Source organism: Cellulosimicrobium sp. NPDC057127, from assembly GCF_042670945.1.
Lineage (GTDB): Bacteria > Actinomycetota > Actinomycetes > Actinomycetales > Cellulomonadaceae > Cellulosimicrobium.
Genome location: NZ_JBHUUP010000004.1, coordinates 45395 through 67238, shown reverse-complemented (window position 1 = coordinate 67238; position 21844 = coordinate 45395). Strand labels below are relative to the sequence as shown.

The window sequence follows — 21844 nt, the reverse complement described above, 5'->3', positions numbered from 1 at the left end:
GGAAGCCCATCGGGTGAATCTGCCGCGTGATCAGACCCATACGCGATAGTGTCGCCAGGCACGGAGAGACGTCCGACGACGCTCAGGGAAGGCATGAACTAACGCAGGTTCCCGGGCCTAGCTGTCAGCGTTGAAGCGATTGCACTCAAAGGAAGTTCGCACCTTGCCAAGATTGGGGTCGTGATGACGCGGTCCGCCTGGAGCTGTTTCTCTAAAATCTTCGCCTCCAGCGAAGAGGCGCTATACGGCGATCGATTTGGCGAGCGCTACGAGTACGACTCGAACGTCATAAATAGCTCACGCCTGAGCGAAGGCGACGTGCTCGTGATTCGCGACGCGCAACTAATATTCGGGTTCGGCGTCGTCGATCGTATCGATCACACGGAAGGTGAGAAAGAAATCTTACGTTGCCCCAATTGCCGCAAATCCGCGGTTGTAAGGCGCGCGAGGCTTCTGCCCGAATTTCGTTGCAGCAAGTGCAAGGCCGAGTTCCACGCGCCCGATCTCGGAATAGAATCTGTCACCAAGTTCGTCGCGCGTTATAGCAACGGGTGGCTTCCATTGCCCTCGCCTGCCCCCGTGCGCCTCTTGGCCGACGTGTACGCTGGGGCAGATCAGCAGAATGCGATCAGAGAACTCGAACCCAGAGCCGTGGAAGACTTGGTTGGACGCCTTGCCGGTATAGACGGGCGCTTACTCCTCCAAGCAACTCGCGAGGTTAGCGCGATTGAAGGCGGGTTTCTGAAAGCTCTCGCGAAGGCTCGACGGGGCCAAGCCGAGTTTCGCCGCGAGCTACTCAAGCGTTACGGGGCGGTGTGTGCAGTAACCGGACCGCAGCCGGAGCAGGTGCTAGACGCTGCGCATCTCTATGCTTACGCCAGCTCGCCGCACCATGATCTCCAGGGCGGACTACTGCTCCGTGCCGATGTTCATCGGCTCTTCGATCGGCTTGTCCTCACGATCGACCCGCGCACCTGGCGAGCGCGTGTCGACCCCGCATTGACCGATCGGTTCACGCTTCTTCAGGAGCTTTCCGGCCGTGACCTCGTGCTCGGCACGGCAAGTCGTCCGCGAATCGACCTGATCCACGGCCACTTCGAGCTCGCAACGCAAGCTTGGAGGAGCCGGCGACGGGGGTAGTTGCAGGTCTAGTGCCGAGCCAGTCGTGGATGAACGGAGGACACTCCCGTTCGCGGCCGGGGCGCGGCAAGGCCATCGAAGTTCGAGCCTGCCCGCCTGCGTCCCATATTTTGCGGAAGAGTGCTCGCTGAGTTCGCCCTCAGCTGCCCAACAGTGGACTGGTTTCAGCTTGTCACGATCCGCTCGGTGCTCGCATATCAGCGGACCGGCACTGCTTAAGGGCCACGGTTGCAGAATCAGTGCATCGTCGAATCTGCGGCGTCTTTGCGCGGACGGCTGGCGCTGTGGGGCCGCCGACCACGCCCCGGAGGTGACCGTCACGACTCGAGCGCCGGTTCGCCTGCTCGTAGATAGTTGTAGATCGAACCTGCGATCGCGGTGCCAAGCGGAATGGGTACCGCGTTACCAATCTGTTTGGCGATCTGGGTCTTCGATCCGCACCACAAGAAGTCCTCTGGGAAGCCCTGGAGCTTGGCGGCCTCGTAGTGAGTGATTGGCCTTCCCTCAACCGGATGAAGATACCTGCCCTTCTCGGGCTTGAAAAACTCGGTTCTGATCGTCACCGACGGAGCGTTGCCACGGAGCCGACCCATTACATCGCCCGCACCGGCATCATGTTTGTCCCACGCTTCAGTCGATAGATATACGAGAGTGCCAATACGCTTCCGTTCCCCATCTTCAATCACTGCGCGAAAGGCGTCGGCCTTGCTCCTGGCGGAGCGGTCAGATCGAAGTCTGAGCCTGGAAGCCCGCTCGACGGTGTAGGTGCGTGCGCCTAGGGCGCCTCCCTGCACAACCTCCGTGTACGAACCCGGCAACATCAGTCTGCCCTTATCGTCTCTGTAAGCCGAGTTCTTCTGCATCAGAATCTCCTGGCCGTCGGCGAAGCGGCACCAGAAGCGTCCGCGCAGATCCTTACGGTTGCCACGCGGGGGAATGGCGTCGTAGCGTGCCAGCGAGATCGGCTCGGGGTTTCGCGTGATGTGAAGTTCTTCGGTCGCGTAGGGGCCCTGCAACTTCTCTTCGAGCTCGGGGACCCACTTGGATCTCGACGGCAGCTCGGTCCGGCTCAAGTCCCACGTGCGGGTCCGTTCAAAAACTTCATCGATCGTCCGCCACGCCCGCATACCCCTTGGTAGGTCCAAACCAGCAAGAAGGTCTCGATGCTCCAACAGCTCTTTCGAGTGAGTAGGTTCTGGGTACTGCATTCGGTCGGGTCGTAGCGGTACGTCCACACGGACGCCGATGAAGATTGCGCGCCGGCGGGCCTGCAGCGCGCCGTAGTCGGCGGCGTTCAACAGGTACCTTGAGGCCCGCTGCTGTGAAGTGTCGCATTCCTTCGTCCCCGGAGCGTCTCGGGGCTCGTAGTTTTTTAGATCACCGTTACCCATGCGTCTGAGGAGGTCGCTGAACTCTGGTGATCGAACAAAGCGGTCGACATTCTCGATGACGAAAACCTTGGGTTGGACCGCAACAACGATGCGAATGAACTCTTGCCAGAGCTTGTTGCGCTCGGCGCCGACCTTGTCCCGGTTGAGTCCGGAGAATCCTTGGCAAGGCGGGCCGCCGACGACGACGTCGATTTCATCAGGCCCCCATTTCGGAGTCCACCCAATGATGTCCTCGCGAAATATCTCCGTCGGATCAATATCTTGTACTCTCCGAGGTGATGACGCGCCGAAGTTCATCGCGTACGACGCCGCGGCGGCAAGATCCCACTCGACCGCACCGACGCTTCGGAAGACCGGCGGGTCCGCTGGGCTCGTACCCTCGGGACGGAACTGATGGAACCCCTCCGTGAGGCCACCACAGCCTGCGAACAGATCAAGTACGGTGATCGGATCGGGACGGTTCGGTGCGCCTTGCATCCGCGCATCGTATCGGCACGCGCCCACGGTCATACCTGCATGGCTGTCGCCTGGTTCGGCGCAGGTAGCTGCGTCCCTCCGACCTCGTGGGGCGGTGAGTGACGTGAGGCCTGACGTCATCTAGGGTCGTCACGCTGGGTGGGCGCCGAAGCACCACCGGGTGATTTCGTTCCGAGGCCGCCTGGCGCGTGCCGGCCGCCACTACTGTCGTGCCTCGCTACGGGTCGGTACCTTGACGACGAGGGAGTTCGGGGATGTCCGCGGAAGTGTTCGAGATCCAGTACCAGACGTTCCTGACGTTCCTTGAGAATCAGACGCCCGCCGACGCGGTCAAGGGTCTGCTGACCCTGGGGGTTCCGACCGCTACCGTCGAGTCCATCCGCGCCCGCTTCGAAGCGAGCACTCAGAAGGTCAAGGAGCTTGACGAGCCGGCCGTCGTTGAGAGCAAGGGGCGCGCAGCGTGGTACACGGGCCCGAGAGCAGCTGATCGGTACTGGCCCGCTGTGCAGAAGATCCTCCGCGCCGACGGCTGGGGGAAGGACTCGGTCAGATCACTCGACGACTCCTCGACTAGAATCGTGTCGCTGCTCAACCATCCGCACGAGAAGACCTTCCGCTCCCGGGGCCTGGTCGTCGGCTACGTACAGTCGGGCAAGACGACGAGTTACACGTCGGTGGTCGCGAAGGCGGCCGACCGAGGGTACAAGTTCGTTATCGTGCTTTCGGGCATTCACAATGGGCTGCGGCGCCAGACGCAAAACCGCCTCGTCAATCAGCTGGTGAAGCCCAACCCGTCGCACTGGCATCAGCTGACCAGCCCTGACCACGACTTCATCCCCCCGCCCAACCCAGCAGCGTTCTTCGGCAAGGCGTCAGGGCCGAAGGTTCTGTGCGTCGTCAAGAAGAACGGCACGGTGCTGCGAAAGCTGGCCGAGTGGCTGGAGGCCGCGTCGCAATACCTTGTCGACACGCCGACCCTGATCGTTGACGACGAATCGGATCAGGCGACTGTTGCAACGAAGACAATCAACCCGCTGATCATGCGGATTATGGGCGGGCTTCCGCGCAGTGTGTACCTTGGCTACACGGCGACGCCCTTCGCCAATCTGCTCATCAACCCGGCGGCGGAGGACCTGTACCCGCGGGACTTCATCGTGAATCTGCCGAAGCCAGCTGGCCACTTCGGCACGGAGGTCATCTTCGGACGCGATCCTATCGATGGGGAGGAGCCCCAGGATGCTCCGGACGGGTACGACATGGTGCGCACGGTCCCGAAGGGGGATTGCGAGCACGTCCGCCCGTTAAAGAAGACGGACGTGGAGACCTTCGCTCCGACGATCGTCGATTCTCTACGCGACGCGCTCGAGTACTTCCTCCTGGCCACTGCCGCGCGTCGGGTTCGGGGGACCGGCAACCCGCACAACACGATGCTCATTCACACCAGTGTGAACACGGCAGTGCATTTAAGCTATCGAGGTCCGCTGCGGACGTTGCTCGGCGACCTGTATCGCGATGTTGCGAGTGGCGCCGCCGTCGCACGGCTGCGTGACCTTTGGGAGCTTGAAACCAAGCGTGTGCCCGCGGAGCAGTTCGGCGAAACACCGGTTGCTTTCGAGGAATTGGTTGGCGAGCTCCCGGGGGTGATACGAGCTTGCCGCGTCATCATGGACAATTCCAGCAGCGACGACCGACTCGACTATGAGGCCGGCCCCGTCGTGGCCGTCGCGGTCGGAGGGAACACGTTGTCCCGCGGACTCACGCTTGAGGGCTTGTCCGTCAGCTACTTCGTACGGGCGGTGTCGGCCTATGACACCTTGCTCCAGATGGGCCGCTGGTTCGGGTTCCGCTCCGGCTACGCAGATCTACCTCGGATCTGGATGACCGATGAGCTCGCAGGCTGGTTCCGGCACCTCGCGATGGTGGAGCACGAGATGCGTTCCGATATCGACCGGTACATGACCGAGGATGTCACACCGCTGGACTTCGCAGTTCGCCTGCAGACGCATCCAGCACTTTTGGTGACGGCGCGAGCGAAGATGAAGGACGCCGTCACTGCGTCAGCCTCTTATGGGGGGCAGCGGCTCCAGACGCATTATTTTCAGACGGACGGCGAATGGCTTCGCGGGAACATATCAGCGTCACGAGGGCTGATCAAGGCGGCTACCGCTGAGGGCGTCTCCCCCGTTGTGGACGACGCGCGGTACGTGTTCAGAGACGTCTCATACACGGCCGTTCTAGGCTTCCTTACGGAGTACACGTTTCACGAAGACTGGGGAGTGGCCAACACCGAGCTCCTCACCGAGTACATCCAAAAGCGCGTCCGCGCAGCAAATGCCCTCCGGCAGTGGAATATTGCTGTTGTGGGGAATCCGCTGAACGGCAGCAACGGCTTCTCCTTTGACGAGAACGTCACGGTCGGGCGGGTCGGGCGCGCACGAATCAAGACCGAGCGCGAGGACTTTGCGGACATCAAGACCCTCATGAGTCGCAAGGATGCCGCCGTCGACCTGCCCGGAGACTACTCGAACGCGACCGAGAAGGAACTGATGCAAGCGCGAAGCGTGCACGCCCCCTCGACGGGCCTGCTCGTGCTCTACCCGATCGACAAGGACTCCAAGCCAGCTACGGTTCGGGCGGCCAAGACGCGTGAAAATCTCGCCGCGGAAGACCACGTCATCGGTGTTGGCATCGTCTTCCCCGAGGTGACGGCCGGCGATGACACAGCCCACAGCTACATCCAGGCCGATCTCTCCGGCGTCGCGATAGAGGACGAGGACTTCAGCGCCCTGGAGGAAGAGGATTGAGCTCTTCGGCCCGCAGTACCTTCGAGGCGGAGTGGGAGCGGCTGCTTGCCCTGCCGCCGTCATCCGACACTCGCATGCGTGTTCACCAGCTCCCCACCGCGACGTCGTGGGGCAACGTTGCACTCGCCGTCGACCACGACGGCGTTCGTCACCTCCTGGTACCGATCTTGTCCTCCACGCGAGTACGTTCGGGACTCGACGGTCCAGGTCTTATGTTGCGTAAACGCGTGCTCGAAGACGACCGTAGCCACACGACTTTCGCTGCGCTCTCGTGCCTCCGACCTGAGCTCTCCTACCTCTTCGACGACTTGTGTTCCGACGTCGTGGTCGAACTAGATGGTCTCGGGCACCAACCGATGAAGGCCGTCTACCAGGTCGTCGACCGCTGGCGCTCGCTCTTCGACCGGCCCGCCGGTGTTCTGTCGGACGAGGCAGCGGCGGGCCTGTACGGCGAGCTCTTGGTCCTGCGGCGCCTACTTGAAGCCGACGCAAGCGCGCATCTGTGCTGGGCCGGACCTCATGGAGCGCGCCACGATTTCCGTCTTGAAGACCTCGACGTCGAAGTAAAGGCGACGAGCCTCACCGAGGGCCGTACCGTCCGCATCCACGGATTGGATCAGCTGGAGGCGTCCGAGGATCGACGACTTCTCCTGGCCGTGATCCAGTTAGAAGACAGAAGGCGAACGGGTGGCGGCACGACACTCCTGGATCTCGCGAAAGACGTGCTCGCGTTCTCCGACGACGAAGCTGCCGTGCTGTCCCTTCTGGCTTCGGTCGGGTACGTTCTCGGCGCCGTCGAGAGCAACGACTCGCGCGCTTGGACGGTCACGGACGAGCGCTGGTACGACGTGGACGACGCGTTCCCACGCCTCACTCGAGCCGCCTTGGCGGCAGCGAGAATCAGTGACGCCATCCGCGATGTCGACTACTGCGTCGACCTAGCGGCAGACTCACCGTCTCCCGTGCCGTCCGACAACGTCAAACAGCTGTTGAGCAAGGGAGCGCACGGCCTTTCATGACTTCCCTTTCTGCAGACTCGTCCTTCACCGCAACCGCGCCTTGCTGGGATTCTCAGCAGTATCCGCCCGAGGGTGCGTCTGCCGCCGAGGGCATACGCAACCAGCTGGGCCGGCCAGCGTTGGATCTGCTCACCGTGCTCGTCCGTGAGGCAGCCCAGAACAGCTGGGACGCGCGATCCGACATGCCCGGTGTGGACGTCCACTTCGCACTCGACCTGTACACGGTCGGCCCGGCGCACACTTACGCCTGGCGAAGTCTCCTTCTCGAGGGTGCTCCCCGGAACGCGAAGCATTTTCCGCTGCGTCGAACTCTTAACAGCACGACGATCCGTGCCCTGGTCGTGTCGGACCGCGGAACCAAAGGGCTCGGCGGGCCCACTCGTGCCGACGTCGTAACCAACGGCCCGCGCGACTTCGTGACATTCGTGCGGAATGTCGGGGAGCCTCGGGACACACTTCTCGGTGGCGGCACCTACGGGTTTGGCAAGGGCATCTTTTTCATGCTCTCCCGTGCCCACACCGTGCTGATCCACACGAGGACCCGGCACGAGGGTCGGCTCCAAACGAGGCTCGTCGGGTCGGTATTGGCCCACAGCTACACCGAACGAGTAGCTGGCGGTGGCGAGGCCCGATTCACGGGCCGACATTGGTGGGGGAAGGTGGACGGCGGAATCGTCGAGCCGCTGATCGACGACGAGGCCAACGACGTCGCCGAGAGGCTCGGCCTGCGCCCATTCGGGCCAAACGAGACCGGCACGACCGTGGTGGTGGTCGACCCTGAGATCGATCAGGAACTAGGTTCGATGGAGGCTGTCGGGGACTACCTGGCGGAGACAATTATGTGGCAGCTTTGGCCAAAGATGCTGCCTCGCACCGACGGGCTGCCAACTATGACGTTCAGCGTCACAGTTGACGGCCGAGAGCATGCGGTCCCTGACCCGACCACCACGCAGCCGGTGCAGATGTTTGTCGAGGCGTATCGGCGAATGAATGGCCCGGAGGTTCGCACGATCGACGCCGGACGTCCGAAGCGCGCGCTCGGCACGTTCGGGCTTTACGACACCTTTGTGTTGCCCTGGACCTTGACCAGGGCCGCCGAGAGCGCGGGCTTCTCGAACAACCTCGTTCACCACGTATGCCTGATGCGGTCTGCCGAACTGGTGGTGACCTACCGCCCGGGTATTGAACCGCAGGCTGAACTGAAGGGATACGCGGGAGTCTTCCGCGTTGACCAGTCGCTCGATGGAATATTCGCGAGGGCCGAGCCGCCGACTCATGATGCCTGGAATGTCGATAGCCTTCCTCAGGAAGAACGGCGCTTCGTCAACGCGGTGTTCCGAAAGCTGCGTGACATCCAGAGCGAAATCAGCGGGCTTCGAGTGGTCGTGGGGTCGGAAAGCAAGGGCGTCGCGCTGGGCGCTGCCAGCAACTACTTCTCGGATCTGCTTCGAGGCTCGTCAGGATTCGGAGGCAGGCACGTGTCCTTCGGGACTCAGGGCGGCGGCGGCGGATCAAACGTCCCTGGTTCGGGGCCCACAGGCACCGGAACGCGGTCCGGTTCCGGCGGCGGCAAGAGGGAGCCCGGAAACGGTGCCGGGACGCAAACGGTCGCACGCGTCAAGGTTGACTACGTCGGAGACCCGTACCTCGTGCACCGTGAAGGCGAGCTCGCTCTCGTTCAGGAGTTCAGGATTCCCGGCAGCCCGCCAGTGCGGCTCGGTGCTCAATTGACGATCGCGATTGCAGTTGATGCAACGGGACGAGACCGCGATGCCACGGAACTGCCAGAGGTCCTCGGCTGGGTGAGGCCCGACGAAACGGTTGTTGCCGAGCCCTCCCCGGTCGTGACCGGTGGGGACGGCACATGGAGGCTCATGGTCCGGCCAGTCGAGGACACGATGACAGTGGTCGAGATTGGCGCCGAGGCGGTGCAGCAGTGAGCAAGATCGCCTACCCCTACCTTCGGCCGTCGCCGTCCTCCGTGGTGTCATCTCAATGGTCCCTGGTTCTCGGTGACGGCTTGGTGGAGTTGCCGGGGAGCCTCGATGACTGGGACTACAACCTCGACGTCCAACTTCGACGCACGATCCAAATAGATGTCACCACCGTGAGGGCGGAGTGTCGACTACCTGAAGGCGCGCCGCTCGACCTCTGTGTCGTCTGGAGATCCAGTGGCTCCGGGCTGTTCGGTCGCGCGGCCGCAAGACGGCTCGCCCCCTCCGGGACAGTGGACATGAATTTGAACGTTACGATCCCGGGCGCCTCGGTAGGCGGGGTCGTGGACGTCGACACGGTTCTCGTACTGGCGAAGGCTTGCGGGCGCACCGACCCCTTGGCGCCCTGGCGTGCCGGGTCGATGCTGTGGGAGCACCGTTCCTCGATCCGCCTGCAAGGCACTGCTTCGCAATTCCCGATCTCCGTCGTCGACTTCTCAAGTACATCGTTGCCAGAGGGTGCGGGCTGGCACCTGCAGATCAGTGGCTCTTTGGAGTCGGCGGCGATGGGTTCGCTGCTCCTGCTCGTGAACGCGAGACACAAGCCCGTCGCCGAGGCGTTCGGGAACGCTGGCAAGCCTCGGCTTGCTGATCGGCTGATCCTCTCGGCCGTATACGCGGACGTCGCCAGGGCCATGATCGAGCATGCTCTGGAATGTGACGATTTCGACGACGACATTTACTACGACGACGAGACGCTCGGGGCCATGCTACTCGACGTGTTCCGCCGTGTCTTCGGCGTGCGGACCGTCAAGGACGTCCGGCTTCGTGCCAAGGACAGCCCGTCCCTAGTCGCGACCGAAGTCCAGGCCGCGGTGAACATCTTTGGGAGCGACCGATGAGCACGCTGTACCCGCGTCTCCTCCGAGCTAGAGTCGACGCTCTCTTCGACGAGTACGCGAACTCGACATCGCTCAAGGAACTGGCATCCAGAGCCTCCGCGCACGACGACGCCGCGGTCTACGTTGCCACGGGTGGGAGCCGTGTTCGGCCGGAACGCCTCGCCGATCTCGCCACCTCCGTCCGTGACTTGGCAGGCCAGCACGGCTATCCCCAGCCACCCCATCGCGCCCCAGAGTTCGACGTCGCCCTTTCGCGGCTCCTGCACGGCACCATGAACGTGGCAGCAGCCGAGGCTGCTTCGCGCGAGATGTGGGCGTTCCTATCATTGGTGCTATTGCCAGACGTCGCCTACTGGCGCTTCCCCAACCCGCCGGGTGATCGGGTGAAGAACACGGACATCACTCGGCACGTCTTCGGGCGACTGTGGTGGAGGGCGGAGCTCGTCCACGACGCCGCCCTCGAAGACCCGTACCAGTTCCTGACGATCCTCGGTGAGGCTGACTTCGACCACGTCTATGCGCGCCGCGCGCAGATCGGCGCGAGTCCCAAGATCGTCCGTAATCTTCTAATCGTGTGGAGTGACCTGCGCGAGGCTGGCCAGCTTGACGCACTGAACGAGCGCGAGGCGTTTCGGTCGATGCTCGTGCTGCTGCGCCGCATCGTGCCGTTCCTCTCTTTGAACGCCTTGAGTGACGGCGCGCTCCACGACGAGCTCGATCGCACTGCGCGTCAGGCGATCATGGCGCTGAGGGGAGAGGGGCCGGCCTGACCCCAGATCGTGGGTACGGTGGCGCCATGACCACCTCTCTGGGGCGTCATCCGGGCGCGTCCACTCCCGAGGTAAGCCAGCGTATGAGCGCGGCACGGAGACGCGACACCAAGCCGGAACTCGACCTTCGCAGGCTGTTGCACGCGCGCGGCCTGCGGTATCGCGTCACGTACCCGGTACCGGGCAAGCCGCGCCGCACGATGGACGTTGCGTTCACCCGCGCCAAGGTCGCCGTGTTCGTAGACGGCTGCTTTTGGCACGGGTGCCCGGAGCACGCCACGCAACCCCACGCCAACGCCGACTGGTGGCGGCAGAAGCTACGCAAGAACGTCGCCCGCGACGCTGATACCAATCAGACCTTGTCCGACTACGGCTGGACCGTGCTGCGGTTCTGGGAGCACGAAGACCCGGCCGCTGTCGCGGACGAGATCGAAGCGGTCGTCCGCCCGGCCTTCATCGCAGAGCTCTGAGCTCATGAGGGCGTCGCCATTGCCGTCAGCGCTCGGATTGACCGACTCTTGACAAGCGCTCCGTCTCCTGCCGCGAAGAAGGGAGCTAAATACAGCCGCGCATAACGGGAGGATGATTCGGTCGTCTTGGTCAGCCGGAGAGATGACGAGTCGACCAACCCCCGCAGTATGGGTCGGACGAATATTGCGTTCTAGAACTGACCCGTCTGCACGAGTACCACGGCTAGCTGGACACGACCGGTTACCTCGAGCTTCGCGCTCGCTGACGCGAGGTGCGTCTTGACCGTTGCCTCGCCGAGGAACAGCCGCTGCGCGATGTCGGCGTTGGACAGTCCCTCGACCACCAGCCGTGCGACGTCGAGTTCCCGCTCGGTGAGCGTCGCGACGCGCTCGGCCGCGTCGCGCCGCCCTGCCGCACCAGGTGCCGCACTGACCTGCGCGATGACGGTCCTCGCCGCGCGCGGTGACAGAGCGCCGTCGCCGGCTGCGACGGCCCGCACGGCCGCGACGATCTCTGCCGGTTCGGCATCCTTGGCGAGGAACCCGGAGGCGCCGGCGTGCACGGCGTCGAGAATGACCTGCTCGGTGTCGAACGACGTCATGGCGATGACACCCGGCGGGTCGGGCAGCGCTCGTACAGCATGCGTCGCGGTGACGCCGTCGACACGGGGCATCCGCAGGTCCATGAGGACGACGTCCGGGTGGTGCGCCTGCACCGTGGGGACGACCTGGTCGCCGTCGGACGCCTCGGCGACGACCTCGATGTCGTCGGGCCGCAGGATGGTGCGCAGCAGTCGGCGGACCATCGCGTCGTCGTCGACGACCATCACCCTGATCACGGCGCGAGCGTAGCGACGGCCGCCCACGCGCCGTCGGCGGCGACCACCGCACGGCGGCCAGCCGTACAAGCCAGGGCGAGCTACGCCGTCGGGCGATCCCAGGGCAGGTGCGCGCGCACGACGTACCGCCCGTTCTCGACGCCCGCGTCGAACGTCCCGCCCATGGCCTGGCACCGCACGCGCATCCCGACGAGGCCCGAGCCACCACCGGGGATGCCCGAGGCCCCGACGGTGGCGCCGGCATCGCCGAGCACGGGCGCGTCGGCGTACGGGTTGAGCTGAGGCAGTACCGCGTTCCGCACGGTGATGTCCACGCCGTCGCCCGGCCGCGCGCGGACGTCGACCTCGGCTCGGGCGCCGGGCGCGTGCTTTATGACGTTGGTCATCGCCTCCTGCACGATCCGGTACACGGCGCGCGTGAGGGCGGGCGGGGCGTCGTCGCCGTCCGTGATGAACACCGTCGCGGCGAGATCGACGCCGCCGGCCCGGGCGTCGTCGAGCAGCGTCGCCAGGTCACCCAGCGCGGGCGCCGACCCGGTGTACTGCTCAGAGCCGGCGCGCAGGGACGAGATGAGCGTGCGCATCTCGTCGAGCGCGCGGTGGGCCGACGAGCGCATGGTGCGGGCGGCGTCCACGACCTCCGGGTTGTCGGTCGTCACCTCGAGCGCCGACGCCTGCAGCGACATGAGGGACAGGTTGTGCGCGACGGTGTCGTGCATCTCGCGCGCGATGAGCTCGCGCTCGTCCTGACGCGACACCTCGGTGCGCAGCTCGTCGGCCTGCGTGCTGAGCACCTGCGCGCGCAGGTTCTCGGCGACGGCGGCCTTCTGCGCCGCGTCCGCACGACTCACGGCTCGGCGCAGGAATCCGGCGCCAACGGAGGCGCCGAGCAGGAGCGCGGTGAGGATCGCGTAGCCGGCGGGCGTGAGGTACGACGTCCCGGACAGGCCGGTGCTGGTGATCGAGAAGATCACCGCCTCACCCTCGCGCACCTCGTCGCGCCAGAACGACACCCCGACGGACAGGGCGGTCGCGGCCGCGCAGCCGACGACGACGCGCCACCGCCTCTCCCGGGCGATGACGAACGGCAGCGCGAGCAGCGGCGCGACGGCACCGACCGGCGTCAGGACACCGGCCGCGGCCGTGGACAGGCAGACGACCACCGCGTACCGGTCACGCCAGACGACGGCCGTCGCCACGCCCGCGAGGAGCACCCACCACAGGACCGTCCGTGCAATCTGCGCGCCGGACGGCGTCGGGCCGTACGCGATGGCGTCGAAGGTCGAGGCCATCATCCCGACGGTGAAGGTCACGACCACGGCGCCCACGGTGCCCAGTGCGGACCACACGCGGTGCGGCTGCGCACGCCGCCCCCGACCTTGCCCCGGGAGAGGCGCGTACCCCGCGGGGGCGAGGTGCGTCGTCGTGCCCCACGGCGTCGCCGGACCGACGGCAGGACCCGGCCACCCCGTGTGCGGGACGACCGCCGGGGGAGGGGGCGGATACCCCGCGCCACCGTGCGGAGCGCCGGACGGCGGCGTCCCAGGTGGCTGCGGGGGCGGGTACATGCGGCGAGCATACGGGCGCGCGCCGACGCCGCGGCCCGCCCGAGCGGGTGGTTCTGGCGGGCCGGATCTCCACCGGTCGGGTGGCGGTGACGAGCCGATCGGGGGATCCGACGGTGGGCAGCCGGCCAGCACGATCGTCATCGAGACGCAGTCCGCGACGACGACCGACGCCGGTCACCAGGAGGCCACGATGTCCACGCCCAGCCCGCACCCGCAGCCCGGCCAGCCCCAGCCGTACACGACGCCGCACCAGGCCGGCGCGACCGGGCAGCCCGGCCCGGACGGCTACCCGCAGCCGGGCCAGCCGCCGGCCGGTCAGCACCCCGGACAGCCGTACCCCGGCCAGCCCTACCCGCAGGGCTATCCCGCGCAGGGCGCCCAGCCGGGCGTGCCGACGCCGCCCCGCAAGAGCTGGTTCGCGCGCCACAAGATCCTCACCGGCCTGGGCGTCGTCGTGCTGCTCGCGATCATCGGCGCCGCCCTGGGCGGCGGGGGAGAGGACGAGCCGACGCCGCCCGCCGCCGTCGCTCCCGCGTCGGACGCGCCGTCCGACGACGCGCCCGCCGAGCCCGCGCCCGAGGCACCCTCCGAGGAGCCTGCGCCGGAGGAGCCGGCCGCACCGGGCGTCGGCACGCCGGTGCGCGACGGCAAGTTCGAGTTCACGGTGACGTCGGTGGAGACGGGCGTCGCGACCGTCGGCGACGAGTTCCTCAACCAGCAGGCGCAGGGGCAGTACGTGCTCGTGCACATGACGGTGACGAACATCGGCACCGAGGCGCAGATGTTCGACGGGTCGAGCCAGGAGCTCACCGACACCGCCGGCCGCACGCACTCCGCCGACACGAGCGCCGCGATCTACCTTGGCGACGCCAACAGCTTCCTCACCGACATCAACCCGGGGAACTCCGTCGACGGCACCGTCGTGTTCGACATCCCCGCCGACGCCGTGCCGGCGACGATCGACCTGCACGACTCGATGTTCTCCGGTGGGGTCGAGGTCGCGCTGGGCTGACGGTGATCGGCGTGGCTGCGGCGGGTGAAGTCGGCCGCCGCGCCGGGACATCGGTCGGGGCGGCCCGGCATGCTGAGCCGCCTCCGACCACGAGCGTGGCCGGTCGTCGTGACAAGGGAGTGACGTGGACTACGAACTGATGGCATCTCAGGCCCGCTCGGCGCTGGTGGTCGCAGCGATGCGGCGCACGCTCCTGACGTACGGGGAGCTGGGCCGAGCCGTGGGCATCGACCGGAAGGTCCCGCTCCCCGGGCCATGTCTCACGAGTCCTGGACAAGGTGTCTCAGGTCTGCATCGACGCCGGTGAGCCGCCACTGGCCGTTCTGGTGGTGGCGAAGTCCGGTGGCCAGCCCGGTAGCGGGTTCACCAAGGGCAAGCACGAGTGGTTCACCGAGGCCCAGCGCTGCTTCGAGTACTGGTCGACGAAGTAGATTCGGCCGCGTGCAGTAGAAAACCCGGACCTTCCGCGAGCGTGCCGTGCATGCAGCTGCGTGGTCGCGCAGTCGCCGGGTGTGGCGATTCAGTCCCGGGCTCTCGGGTCGCCGAGCAGGTGCTCCACGCGCTGCGCCACGAGGCCGACGTTGGTCGAGAGGATCGCCCACAGCAGCTCGGCGTCGACGATGTCGTACCCGTGGGCGACGACGTTGCGGGCGTCCTTGAGTCGTCGGAGCTCAAGATCGGGGTGGGCGTCGACGTACGCCGGGTCGTCGCGGTCGATCCTGCTCACGCACTCGCCGAGGCGGATCAGGAGGTCCTCGGCGGCGTAGCGCAGCATCTCGTCGGTGTCGTACGCCTCCTTGCCGCGCGCGACCAGACGGTCGACGGCCCTGGCGTGCTCGACCAGGTCGCGGAGCCAGCGCTGCGTGCGGACGTTCACAGGGGGACGGCCTCGTCGAGGATCTCCTGGTGCTTCGCGCGCAGCCCGCGCTCGGTGACGACGTCGACGTGGACACCGAGCAGCTCGGACAGCTCCCGGGCGGTCGAGACGAAGCGCCAGGCGTCCTCGGGGAGCACGTCGACGACGATGTCGATGTCGCTCGTCGGGGTGTCGTCCCCGCGCGCGACCGACCCGAACAGTCGTGGGTTCCTGCCCCCGTTGCGGCGGATGACGGCTCGGACCTCGTCCCGGTGGGCGCGGAGCCGGTCCGACGGCCGGACCATCGCGCGGTGGATCCGCTCGATCATGGCGGGGGACGCGCGACGCTTGCCGGACTCGTACGCCGACAGGTTCGACGGCGCGATGCCCACGAGCTCGGCCAGTCGCGCCTGCGAGAGGCCGGCCCGTACCCGCTCGGCCCGGATGTCGGTCATGGTTCCGAGGTTATCAGTGATATCTGCCGGGACGGGAGGGCGTCGTCGCACGCACCGCGCGTCGACCGGGCTCACGGGGCCGACGAGAATGGCGGCGTGCCGCCTGCCCCGCCCTCCCCGCGCCCGTCGCCGTCCGACCTCGCCGCCGCGCGCGACCGCGAGATCGACGACTGGCTGCGCCCAGGCCTCGACGTGCTGTTCTGCGGCATCAACCCCGGCCTGTACTCGGCCGCGGTCGGGCTGCCGTTCGGCAACCCGGGCACCCGGTTCTGGAAGGCGATGCATGAGGCGGGCTTCACCGAGCGGGTGCTCGGCCCGTGGGAGCGCGACGCGTTCCTCGACGCCGGGCTCGGCATGACGAACGTCGTGCGGCGCGCGACCGCCCGGGCGGACGAGCTGTCCCGCGAGGAGATCGTCGACGGCGGGCGCCGGCTCGTCGAGACGGCGCAGGAGTGGGAGCCGCGCTGGGTCGCGGTGCTCGGCCTCGGTGCGTACCGGACGGCGTTCGGCGACCGTCGTGCGACGGCGGGGCCGCAGGAGCGCCGGATCGGCCCGGCGCGCGTGTGGCTGCTGCCGAACCCGAGCGGGCTCAACGCGCACCACACCGTCGCGACGCTCGGGGAGACGTACGGGGAGCTGCGCGTCGCCGCGAAGCTGCCCGACCGCCGTCGGTCCTGACGCGCCCCGCCCCGGCGGGCCGCACGCCGCCGGCAGGACAGCGAACGCGCCACCTCGCGCGAGCGACGTGGGCCCTGCTTACCGTCGGCAACATGGACATCGACGGGACGGCTCGGGAGTTCTTCGACCGCTACACGCGCGCGCTGCTCGACCGGGACCAGGAGGCCCTGGCCGACCTGTACGCCGTGCCGTCGCTCATCGCGTTCCCCGCGCAGTCGCTCGCCGTGGCGGAGCGCTCGCAGATCTCCGTCTTCTTCGGGTCGGCGTTCGGGCAGTACGAGGGCATCGAGGACACGACCGCGGACATCGACGTGATCGCCTCGGCGCCGCACAGCATCTGGGCGGACGTCACGTGGCGCCACGACAACGACATGACGGAGCGGTTCGTCTACCAGATCCTCGATACGGGGGACCGGTGGCAGATCGGCGTGCTCACACCGCTGCCCACCGACTGACGGGACCCGGACCGCTCAGCGCGCGTCCGTCGTCGGCGGCCGCCACCCCATGACGTCGTCGAGGGCCCGCGACCCGAGCGACGCGGCCCACGACCCGGCGGCGCGCGCGCCGAGGTCCCGCGCGCCGGCCAGCACGGGCGACGTCCAGCGCGTCGGGACGGCGACCCGCGCCGAGAGCCGCATGACCTTGTCCACGCGCGGACGGCGCTCGGCCGACCAGCGCTGCAGCGCGGGCACGACGTCGCCCGGCGCCGGCACGCGCGCGCCCAGCACGACCGCGTCCTCGAGCGCCTGGCACCCGCCCTGTCCGACGTTCGGCAGCATCGCGTGCGCCGCGTCCCCGACGAGCGCGACCCGCCCGGTCGCGAGCGACGCCGGGGGAGCGGGCAGGCGCCGCAGCGCGTGGCGCAGCACTTGGTCCGGCGGCACCGACGCGAGCAGCTCCGGGATCGGGTCGTGCCAGCCGGCGAGGCGCTCGCGGAGCTCGGCGAGCGTGTCGGGGACGCCCGCGGCGTCGGCCACGGAGACGTAGGCGTACACGCGCCCGTCCGCGAGCGGCACGACCCCGACGACGATCCCGCGCCCCCACGTCTCGCCGCCGACCGTCCCGCCATCGACTGTCCCGCCGCGAGGCGCCGGCGCGACGAGGCGCCAGGCCGTCGACCCGCCGTGCACGGGCCGCGGCGCGTCCGGCCACCAGCGCGTGCGGGTGGGGGAGTCGATGCCGTCCGCAGCCACGACGAGGTCCGCCTCGACCTCCGTGCCCGACCCCGCGGCGTCGGGCGCGTCCGCTCCGGCCGGCCCCGCGGCGTCGGGCACGTCCGCTCCGGCCGGCCGGACGGCGTCGGCCACGCGCACCACCGCGGGCCGCGCGTCGTCGCCCGGGTGCACGACGGCGCCGCTCACCCCGAGCCGCAGCGCGCCGTCGGGCAGGGCGTCCGCGAGCATCCCGACGAGCTGTGCGCGGTGCAGGACGAGCGTGCTGTCCCCGAAGCGCGCGCTCGCCTGCCCGGCGTCGGCGCGCACGAGCCACCGGCCGTCCGGGCGGCGCATGCCGAGCTCGCCCTGGAGCGTCGCGAGGTCGCGCAGGGTGTCGCCGAGGCCGAGCGCGACGAGCGCGCGCACCGCGTTGGGGGCGACGGCGATCCCCGCGCCCACGGGTTCGAGCGACGTCGCGCGCTCCAGCACGGTGACATCCCAGCCGACCCGTGCGAGCGCGACGCCCGACGCGAGCCCGCCGATGCCTCCGCCGATCACGACGGCCCGCCGGCTCACCGTCCGATCCCACCGGTTCGTGTCACGGACGTGACTCTACGGACGCAGAGCCCGCGCGGCCTCCCCCGGGCGGGGGAGGCAGCGGCGGAGCGGCGAGGTCGACAGGATCCGACGTCGGGCCTGGTGACGACGACGCGGTGTTCAGTTCTGCGGGAAACCGTTGACTTGTGTGCACCTCACCCGCGACACTCGAGTGCCCGCGGTCGACGTCGTCCCGGGTCCTGCCGCCTCACCGTCGAGGAGACACCCCCATGAAGCCCTACTGGTCCCGGGCACGCGCGCGTGCCACCGCTGTCACGAGTGCCCTGATGGTGCTCGGCCTGACCGTCACGGGCGCCGCGACCGCGACCGCCGCGACCGGCACGTCGTCGGCCAGCACCGCACCGGCCGCCGTCGCCGAGCAGGCCCCGACGATCTCGCCGGTCGTCGACGACAACTTCCCCGACCCGGACATCCTGCTCGTCGACGGCGTCTACCACGCCTACGCGACGAACGACGAGGGCCGGAACGTGCAGCACCGCACGTCGACGGACCTCGTCACGTGGAGCGAGCCGACCGACGTCGCGCCGGACCTCGGGGCCTGGGTGAGCGAGTCGTGCACGTTCTCGCCCGGCGGCGCGACGGACCGGTGCGTCTGGGCGCCCGAGGTCGCGGCGGTGGAGGGCGGCTACGCGCTCTACTACACCGCGCGCGACGCGACCTCGCCGCGCCAGTGCCTCGGCGTCTCGTTGTCCGAGTCGCCGGACGGGCCTTTCGTCCCCGTCGGTGACGACCCGTTCGTCTGCCCCAACGGTGAGGACGGCACGGAGGACCTCGGCGGCGCGATCGACGCGGGCACGTTCCACGACGGCGAGCAGCTCTGGCTCCTGTGGAAGGCCGACGGGAACTGCTGCGCCGGCAAGACGGCCATCCTCTTCGCCCAGCCGCTCTCCGCGGACGGCACGACGCTCACGGGCCCGCCGACCGAGCTCATCCGCGTCGACCGTCCGAACGAGGGCATCGTCGTCGAGGCGCCGACCATGATCGAGCGCGACGGCACGTACTACCTCTTCTACTCCGCCAACGACTTCTACGGCGGGAACTACCGGACGGCGTACGCGACGTCCGACAGCGTGCTCGGCCCGTGGACCAAGGCGACCACCGAGCTCATGACGAGCGACCGCTTCCAGGGCGACGTGCGCGGCCCCGGCGGCCAGGACGTCGTCACGCGGCCCGACGGCAGCACGGCGATCGTCTTCCACGGCTGGAACGAGGCGTTCACCTACCGCGCCATGTACCTCAGCGAGCTCGAGTGGTCGCAGGACGGCGTCCCGTCGGTCGCCGCCGCGTCGGACCGCTACCAGGCCGAGGACGGCGTCGTCACCAACGCCCGCGTGGTCCAGGACGGCAGCGCGTCGGGCGGCGCGAAGGTTGGCGGCATGGACTTCGCCGACAGCTCGGTGTCCGTCGACGTCTGGGCCGACGAGGCCGGGCCCGCGCTCATCGGGATCCGCTACGCCAACGGGTCGATCGACGAGGGCGAGCGCGTCCCCGCGACCAGCAGCGTCTCGGTGGGTGGCGAGGACGCCGGCGTCGTGACGTTCGCGCACACCACGTGGGGCAACTGGCAGACGGCCGAGCACCTCGTCGACCTCGACGCCGGCTGGAACACGCTCACGCTCACGCGGGGCACGTTCTTCGTCGAGATCGACGCGATCGACGTCTACGACACCGTGCGCGAGCCCGAGGTCGTCGTGCCCCCGGTGATCCCCGCGGACGCCGAGCGGTACGAGTTCGAGGACGGCGTCATCGTGCGCGGCACGGTCGGCTCCGCCCCGGGCGCGTCGGGCGGCGAGAAGGTCGGCGGGCTCGACTTCGCCGACAGCTCCGTGACGATCGCGATGGAGATCGAGGCCGAGAAGGCGGGCCCGTACACGCTCGCCATCCGGTTCGCGAACGGCTCCGAGCGCGGCGGGTACACGCTCGAGTCGAGCGACTACGTCACCGTCAACGGCGAGGACGCCGGCGTCGTGACGTTCCCGCACACCACCTGGGGCAACTGGCAGAGCGTCGCGCACGAGGTCCAGCTCCAGGCGGGCACGAACACCGTGACCCTCACGCGCAAGGCCTGGTACACCGAGCTCGACGCGGTCGACGTCTACCCGTCGGAGCAGACGCCCACCGAGCCCGAGGTCACCGTGCACGCGCAGACGCGGTGCCTCGGCGGCACCCCGTACCTCGCGGTGCGCGCGCAGAACGACGGCGACGCAGCGGTGGGCATGATGCTCACCACCGCGTTCGGCGACAAGAACTTCGCGGCGGTCGAGCCGGGCAAGAACGCCTACCAGGCGTTCAAGGTCCGCGGACCGCTCGAGGCTGGCGAGGCGACGGTGACCGTGACGACGTCGGAGGGTACGACGTCGGAGGTCACCGCCGACTACGCCGCAGTGCAGTGCGGATGACGCAGCCGCGCTGACCACGGGCTGAACGCCCGTCAGGAGGCCGTCGTCCACAGGGTGGTGTGGACGGCGGCCTCCGTCGTGCCGCCCGTCGCACTACGGTGCGGGCCCATGAAGTTCGAGATCCTCCTGGGCGTCGCGCTCGTCCTCGCCGGCGTCTGGCACATCATCGCGCCGAGGACCACCAGGCTGATGAACGAGGTGATCCTGTTCGAGAAGCGCGACCGCGCCGAGCCGACCGCACGCGACGTCGGGACGGTGCGGCTGTTCGGCGTCCTGCTGGTGGTGGCTGCCGTTCTCCTCGCGGGCGGCATGCTCCTCCTGCCGAGCGTCGGGCGCACCGGGCCCGAGCCGACGGGGACGAGCGCCGGATCGGTGTCGAGCCTCCCAGCCACCGGGTTCAGCGGGCCGATCGACGCGGCGGAACCGGTACCCGGTCCAGGTCCTGCGCGACGGTGAGCTCGCCGTCGAACACGGTGCGGGCCTCGCGCTCGAACTCCGCGGGGTCGCTGTACCGCTGGGAGAAGTGCGTGAGCACGAGGTGCCGCACGCCGCCCTCCGCCGCGACCTTCGCGGCCTGGTAGGCGGTGAGGTGGCCCCAGCGCTCGGCCTGGTCGAGGTCGCGGTCGAGGAACGTCGACTCGATGACGAGCAGGTCGACGCCGTCGGCCAGCTCCCGGACCGCGTCGCACAGGCGCGTGTCCATGACGAACGCGAACGACTGACCCGGCCGTGGACCGCTCACCTCCTCGACCGTGACCGTCCGGCCGTCGGCGGTGACGACGACGCCGTCGCGCTGCAGCTGCCCCACCACCGGCCCCGCGAGACCGTGACGGGCGAGGAGGTCCGGGTCCATGCGGCGGCCGTCGGGCTCGTCGAGGCGGTAGCCGACGGCGTCGATCGTGTGGTCGATCCGCCGCGCGCGCAGCGTGAACCCGGGGGTGCGACGATCGGCCGCCGGCGGGACCGGGCCGTCGCCGTCGAGCGGCTGGAGCTCGATCGAGCCCTGGCGCCGGTACGCCGACGCGTCGAGCAGGTGCTCCACCCACCGCTGCCCCGACGCCGGGTACGACACCGGGACCGTGTGCGGCACCGCGTCGCCGCTGATGCGCTGCGCGACGCCCGCGAGACCCAGGCTGTGGTCGCCGTGCAGGTGCGTGATCGCGATGCGCGTCAGGTCCGTCGCCGACACCCCGGCCAGGGTCATCTGCCGCTGCGTCCCCTCGCCCGGGTCGAACAGGATCGCCTCGTCGTCCCAGAACAGCACGTACCCGTTGTGGTTCCGGGTGCGCGTCGGCACCATGCTGGCCGTCCCCAGAACCACGAGCTCACGGCGCGACATGCCGACAGACTCCCACGGC

The 21844-nt window shown here is 68.3% G+C and carries 19 protein-coding genes; 12 read left to right on the top strand and 7 right to left on the bottom strand.

Annotated elements, in window-relative coordinates; all coding sequences use genetic code 11:
- Positions 1-183: 183 nt before the first annotated feature.
- Positions 184-1140 (top strand): HNH endonuclease, encoded by a 957-nt coding sequence (locus ACFTZA_RS05335; RefSeq protein ID WP_378191916.1) that lies wholly within the window; start codon positions 184-186, stop codon positions 1138-1140.
- Positions 1141-1457: 317 nt separating this feature from the next.
- Here the strand turns inward: ACFTZA_RS05335 and ACFTZA_RS05330 are convergent, their stop codons facing one another.
- Positions 1458-3008 carry a DNA cytosine methyltransferase gene (locus ACFTZA_RS05330; protein WP_378191576.1) on the bottom strand — a complete coding sequence of 517 codons (1551 nt, stop codon included), beginning with the start codon at positions 3006-3008 and terminating at the stop codon, positions 1458-1460.
- 254 nt (positions 3009-3262) lie between these two features.
- Between ACFTZA_RS05330 and ACFTZA_RS05325 the strand changes: the two genes are divergently transcribed.
- The 6 genes from ACFTZA_RS05325 to ACFTZA_RS05300 are packed head-to-tail and all read left to right on the top strand — an operon-like array spanning position 3263 to position 10907.
- Positions 3263-5812 carry a Z1 domain-containing protein gene (locus ACFTZA_RS05325; RefSeq protein WP_378191575.1) on the top strand — a complete coding sequence of 850 codons (2550 nt, stop codon included), beginning with the start codon at positions 3263-3265 and terminating at the stop codon, positions 5810-5812.
- On the top strand, positions 5809-6831 hold the full coding sequence (locus tag ACFTZA_RS05320) for a PD-(D/E)XK motif protein (RefSeq protein ID WP_378191573.1): 1023 nt from the start codon (positions 5809-5811) through the stop codon (positions 6829-6831). The genes ACFTZA_RS05325 and ACFTZA_RS05320 overlap by 4 nt, the downstream gene beginning before the upstream one ends.
- On the top strand, positions 6828-8771 hold the full coding sequence (locus ACFTZA_RS05315) for a hypothetical protein (protein WP_378191571.1): 1944 nt from the start codon (positions 6828-6830) through the stop codon (positions 8769-8771). Before ACFTZA_RS05320 ends, ACFTZA_RS05315 begins: the two co-directional genes overlap by 4 nt.
- Positions 8768-9667: a hypothetical protein gene (locus ACFTZA_RS05310; protein ID WP_378191569.1), complete on the top strand. Its 900-nt coding sequence runs from the start codon at positions 8768-8770 to the stop codon at positions 9665-9667. The genes ACFTZA_RS05315 and ACFTZA_RS05310 overlap by 4 nt, the downstream gene beginning before the upstream one ends.
- Entirely contained in the window at positions 9664-10437 is a 774-nt protein-coding gene (locus ACFTZA_RS05305) for a DUF6339 family protein (RefSeq protein WP_378191567.1), read from the top strand. Before ACFTZA_RS05310 ends, ACFTZA_RS05305 begins: the two co-directional genes overlap by 4 nt.
- Positions 10438-10463: 26 nt before the next feature.
- On the top strand, positions 10464-10907 hold the full coding sequence (locus ACFTZA_RS05300; RefSeq protein ID WP_378191565.1) for a very short patch repair endonuclease: 444 nt from the start codon (positions 10464-10466) through the stop codon (positions 10905-10907).
- Positions 10908-11098: 191 nt separating this feature from the next.
- Here the strand turns inward: ACFTZA_RS05300 and ACFTZA_RS05295 are convergent, their stop codons facing one another.
- Entirely contained in the window at positions 11099-11746 is a 648-nt protein-coding gene (locus ACFTZA_RS05295) for a response regulator (RefSeq protein WP_378191563.1), read from the bottom strand.
- Between the two features lie 80 nt (positions 11747-11826).
- The gene (locus tag ACFTZA_RS05290) at positions 11827-13065 is read right to left on the bottom strand and encodes a sensor histidine kinase (protein ID WP_378191560.1); all 1239 of its coding nucleotides are present in this window, start codon (positions 13063-13065) and stop codon (positions 11827-11829) included.
- A gap of 439 nt (positions 13066-13504) precedes the next feature.
- Here ACFTZA_RS05290 and ACFTZA_RS05285 point away from each other — a divergent pair, with 439 nt between their 5' ends.
- Complete coding sequence (locus tag ACFTZA_RS05285; protein WP_378191558.1) at positions 13505-14326, top strand: DUF4352 domain-containing protein; 822 nt, start codon at positions 13505-13507, stop codon at positions 14324-14326.
- A gap of 520 nt (positions 14327-14846) precedes the next feature.
- On the opposite strand, the gene ACFTZA_RS05280 is transcribed toward ACFTZA_RS05285, so the two are convergent.
- Complete coding sequence (locus ACFTZA_RS05280) at positions 14847-15203, bottom strand: DUF86 domain-containing protein (protein WP_378191556.1); 357 nt, start codon at positions 15201-15203, stop codon at positions 14847-14849.
- A complete protein-coding gene (locus ACFTZA_RS05275) occupies positions 15200-15637 on the bottom strand; it encodes a helix-turn-helix domain-containing protein (protein ID WP_378191554.1) in 438 nt (145 codons plus the stop codon). The genes ACFTZA_RS05280 and ACFTZA_RS05275 overlap by 4 nt, the downstream gene beginning before the upstream one ends.
- Before the next feature lie 96 nt (positions 15638-15733).
- Here ACFTZA_RS05275 and mug point away from each other — a divergent pair, with 96 nt between their 5' ends.
- Complete coding sequence (gene mug / locus ACFTZA_RS05270; RefSeq protein ID WP_378191552.1) at positions 15734-16315, top strand: G/U mismatch-specific DNA glycosylase; 582 nt, start codon at positions 15734-15736, stop codon at positions 16313-16315.
- A gap of 92 nt (positions 16316-16407) precedes the next feature.
- Complete coding sequence (locus tag ACFTZA_RS05265) at positions 16408-16770, top strand: hypothetical protein (protein ID WP_378191550.1); 363 nt, start codon at positions 16408-16410, stop codon at positions 16768-16770.
- Between the two features lie 15 nt (positions 16771-16785).
- On the opposite strand, the gene ACFTZA_RS05260 is transcribed toward ACFTZA_RS05265, so the two are convergent.
- Positions 16786-18045, bottom strand: coding sequence for an FAD-dependent monooxygenase (locus tag ACFTZA_RS05260; protein ID WP_378191547.1), 1260 nt, complete (start codon positions 18043-18045; stop codon positions 16786-16788).
- Positions 18046-18296: 251 nt separating this feature from the next.
- Here ACFTZA_RS05260 and ACFTZA_RS05255 point away from each other — a divergent pair, with 251 nt between their 5' ends.
- Both ACFTZA_RS05255 and ACFTZA_RS05250 read left to right on the top strand, forming a co-directional pair.
- Positions 18297-20486, top strand: a complete 2190-nt coding sequence (locus ACFTZA_RS05255) for a family 43 glycosylhydrolase (protein ID WP_378191545.1) — start codon at positions 18297-18299, stop codon at positions 20484-20486.
- 108 nt (positions 20487-20594) lie between these two features.
- A complete protein-coding gene (locus ACFTZA_RS05250) occupies positions 20595-20942 on the top strand; it encodes a hypothetical protein (RefSeq protein WP_378191543.1) in 348 nt (115 codons plus the stop codon).
- On the opposite strand, the gene ACFTZA_RS05245 is transcribed toward ACFTZA_RS05250, so the two are convergent.
- Positions 20884-21825 (bottom strand): ribonuclease Z, encoded by a 942-nt coding sequence (locus tag ACFTZA_RS05245; protein ID WP_378191541.1) that lies wholly within the window; start codon positions 21823-21825, stop codon positions 20884-20886. The two genes, ACFTZA_RS05250 and ACFTZA_RS05245, sit on opposite strands and share 59 nt — an antisense overlap.
- Positions 21826-21844 lie beyond the last annotated feature (19 nt).

Bases quoted from the DNA above. Each gene is read 5' to 3' on its own strand.
- ACFTZA_RS05245 (WP_378191541.1), bottom strand. From the start codon at position 21,825: ATGTCGCGCCGTGAGCTCGTGGTTCTGGGGACGGCCAGCATGGTGCCG.
- ACFTZA_RS05325 (WP_378191575.1), top strand. From the start codon at position 3,263: ATGTCCGCGGAAGTGTTCGAGATCCAGTACCAGACGTTCCTGACGTTC.
- ACFTZA_RS05255 (WP_378191545.1), top strand. From the start codon at position 18,297: ATGAAGCCCTACTGGTCCCGGGCACGCGCGCGTGCCACCGCTGTCACG.
- ACFTZA_RS05275 (WP_378191554.1), bottom strand. From the start codon at position 15,637: ATGACCGACATCCGGGCCGAGCGGGTACGGGCCGGCCTCTCGCAGGCG.
- ACFTZA_RS05330 (WP_378191576.1), bottom strand. From the start codon at position 3,008: ATGCAAGGCGCACCGAACCGTCCCGATCCGATCACCGTACTTGATCTG.
- ACFTZA_RS05250 (WP_378191543.1), top strand. From the start codon at position 20,595: ATGAAGTTCGAGATCCTCCTGGGCGTCGCGCTCGTCCTCGCCGGCGTC.
- ACFTZA_RS05335 (WP_378191916.1), top strand. From the start codon at position 184: ATGACGCGGTCCGCCTGGAGCTGTTTCTCTAAAATCTTCGCCTCCAGC.
- ACFTZA_RS05305 (WP_378191567.1), top strand. From the start codon at position 9,664: ATGAGCACGCTGTACCCGCGTCTCCTCCGAGCTAGAGTCGACGCTCTC.
- ACFTZA_RS05265 (WP_378191550.1), top strand. From the start codon at position 16,408: ATGGACATCGACGGGACGGCTCGGGAGTTCTTCGACCGCTACACGCGC.
- ACFTZA_RS05300 (WP_378191565.1), top strand. From the start codon at position 10,464: ATGACCACCTCTCTGGGGCGTCATCCGGGCGCGTCCACTCCCGAGGTA.
- ACFTZA_RS05315 (WP_378191571.1), top strand. From the start codon at position 6,828: ATGACTTCCCTTTCTGCAGACTCGTCCTTCACCGCAACCGCGCCTTGC.
- ACFTZA_RS05285 (WP_378191558.1), top strand. From the start codon at position 13,505: ATGTCCACGCCCAGCCCGCACCCGCAGCCCGGCCAGCCCCAGCCGTAC.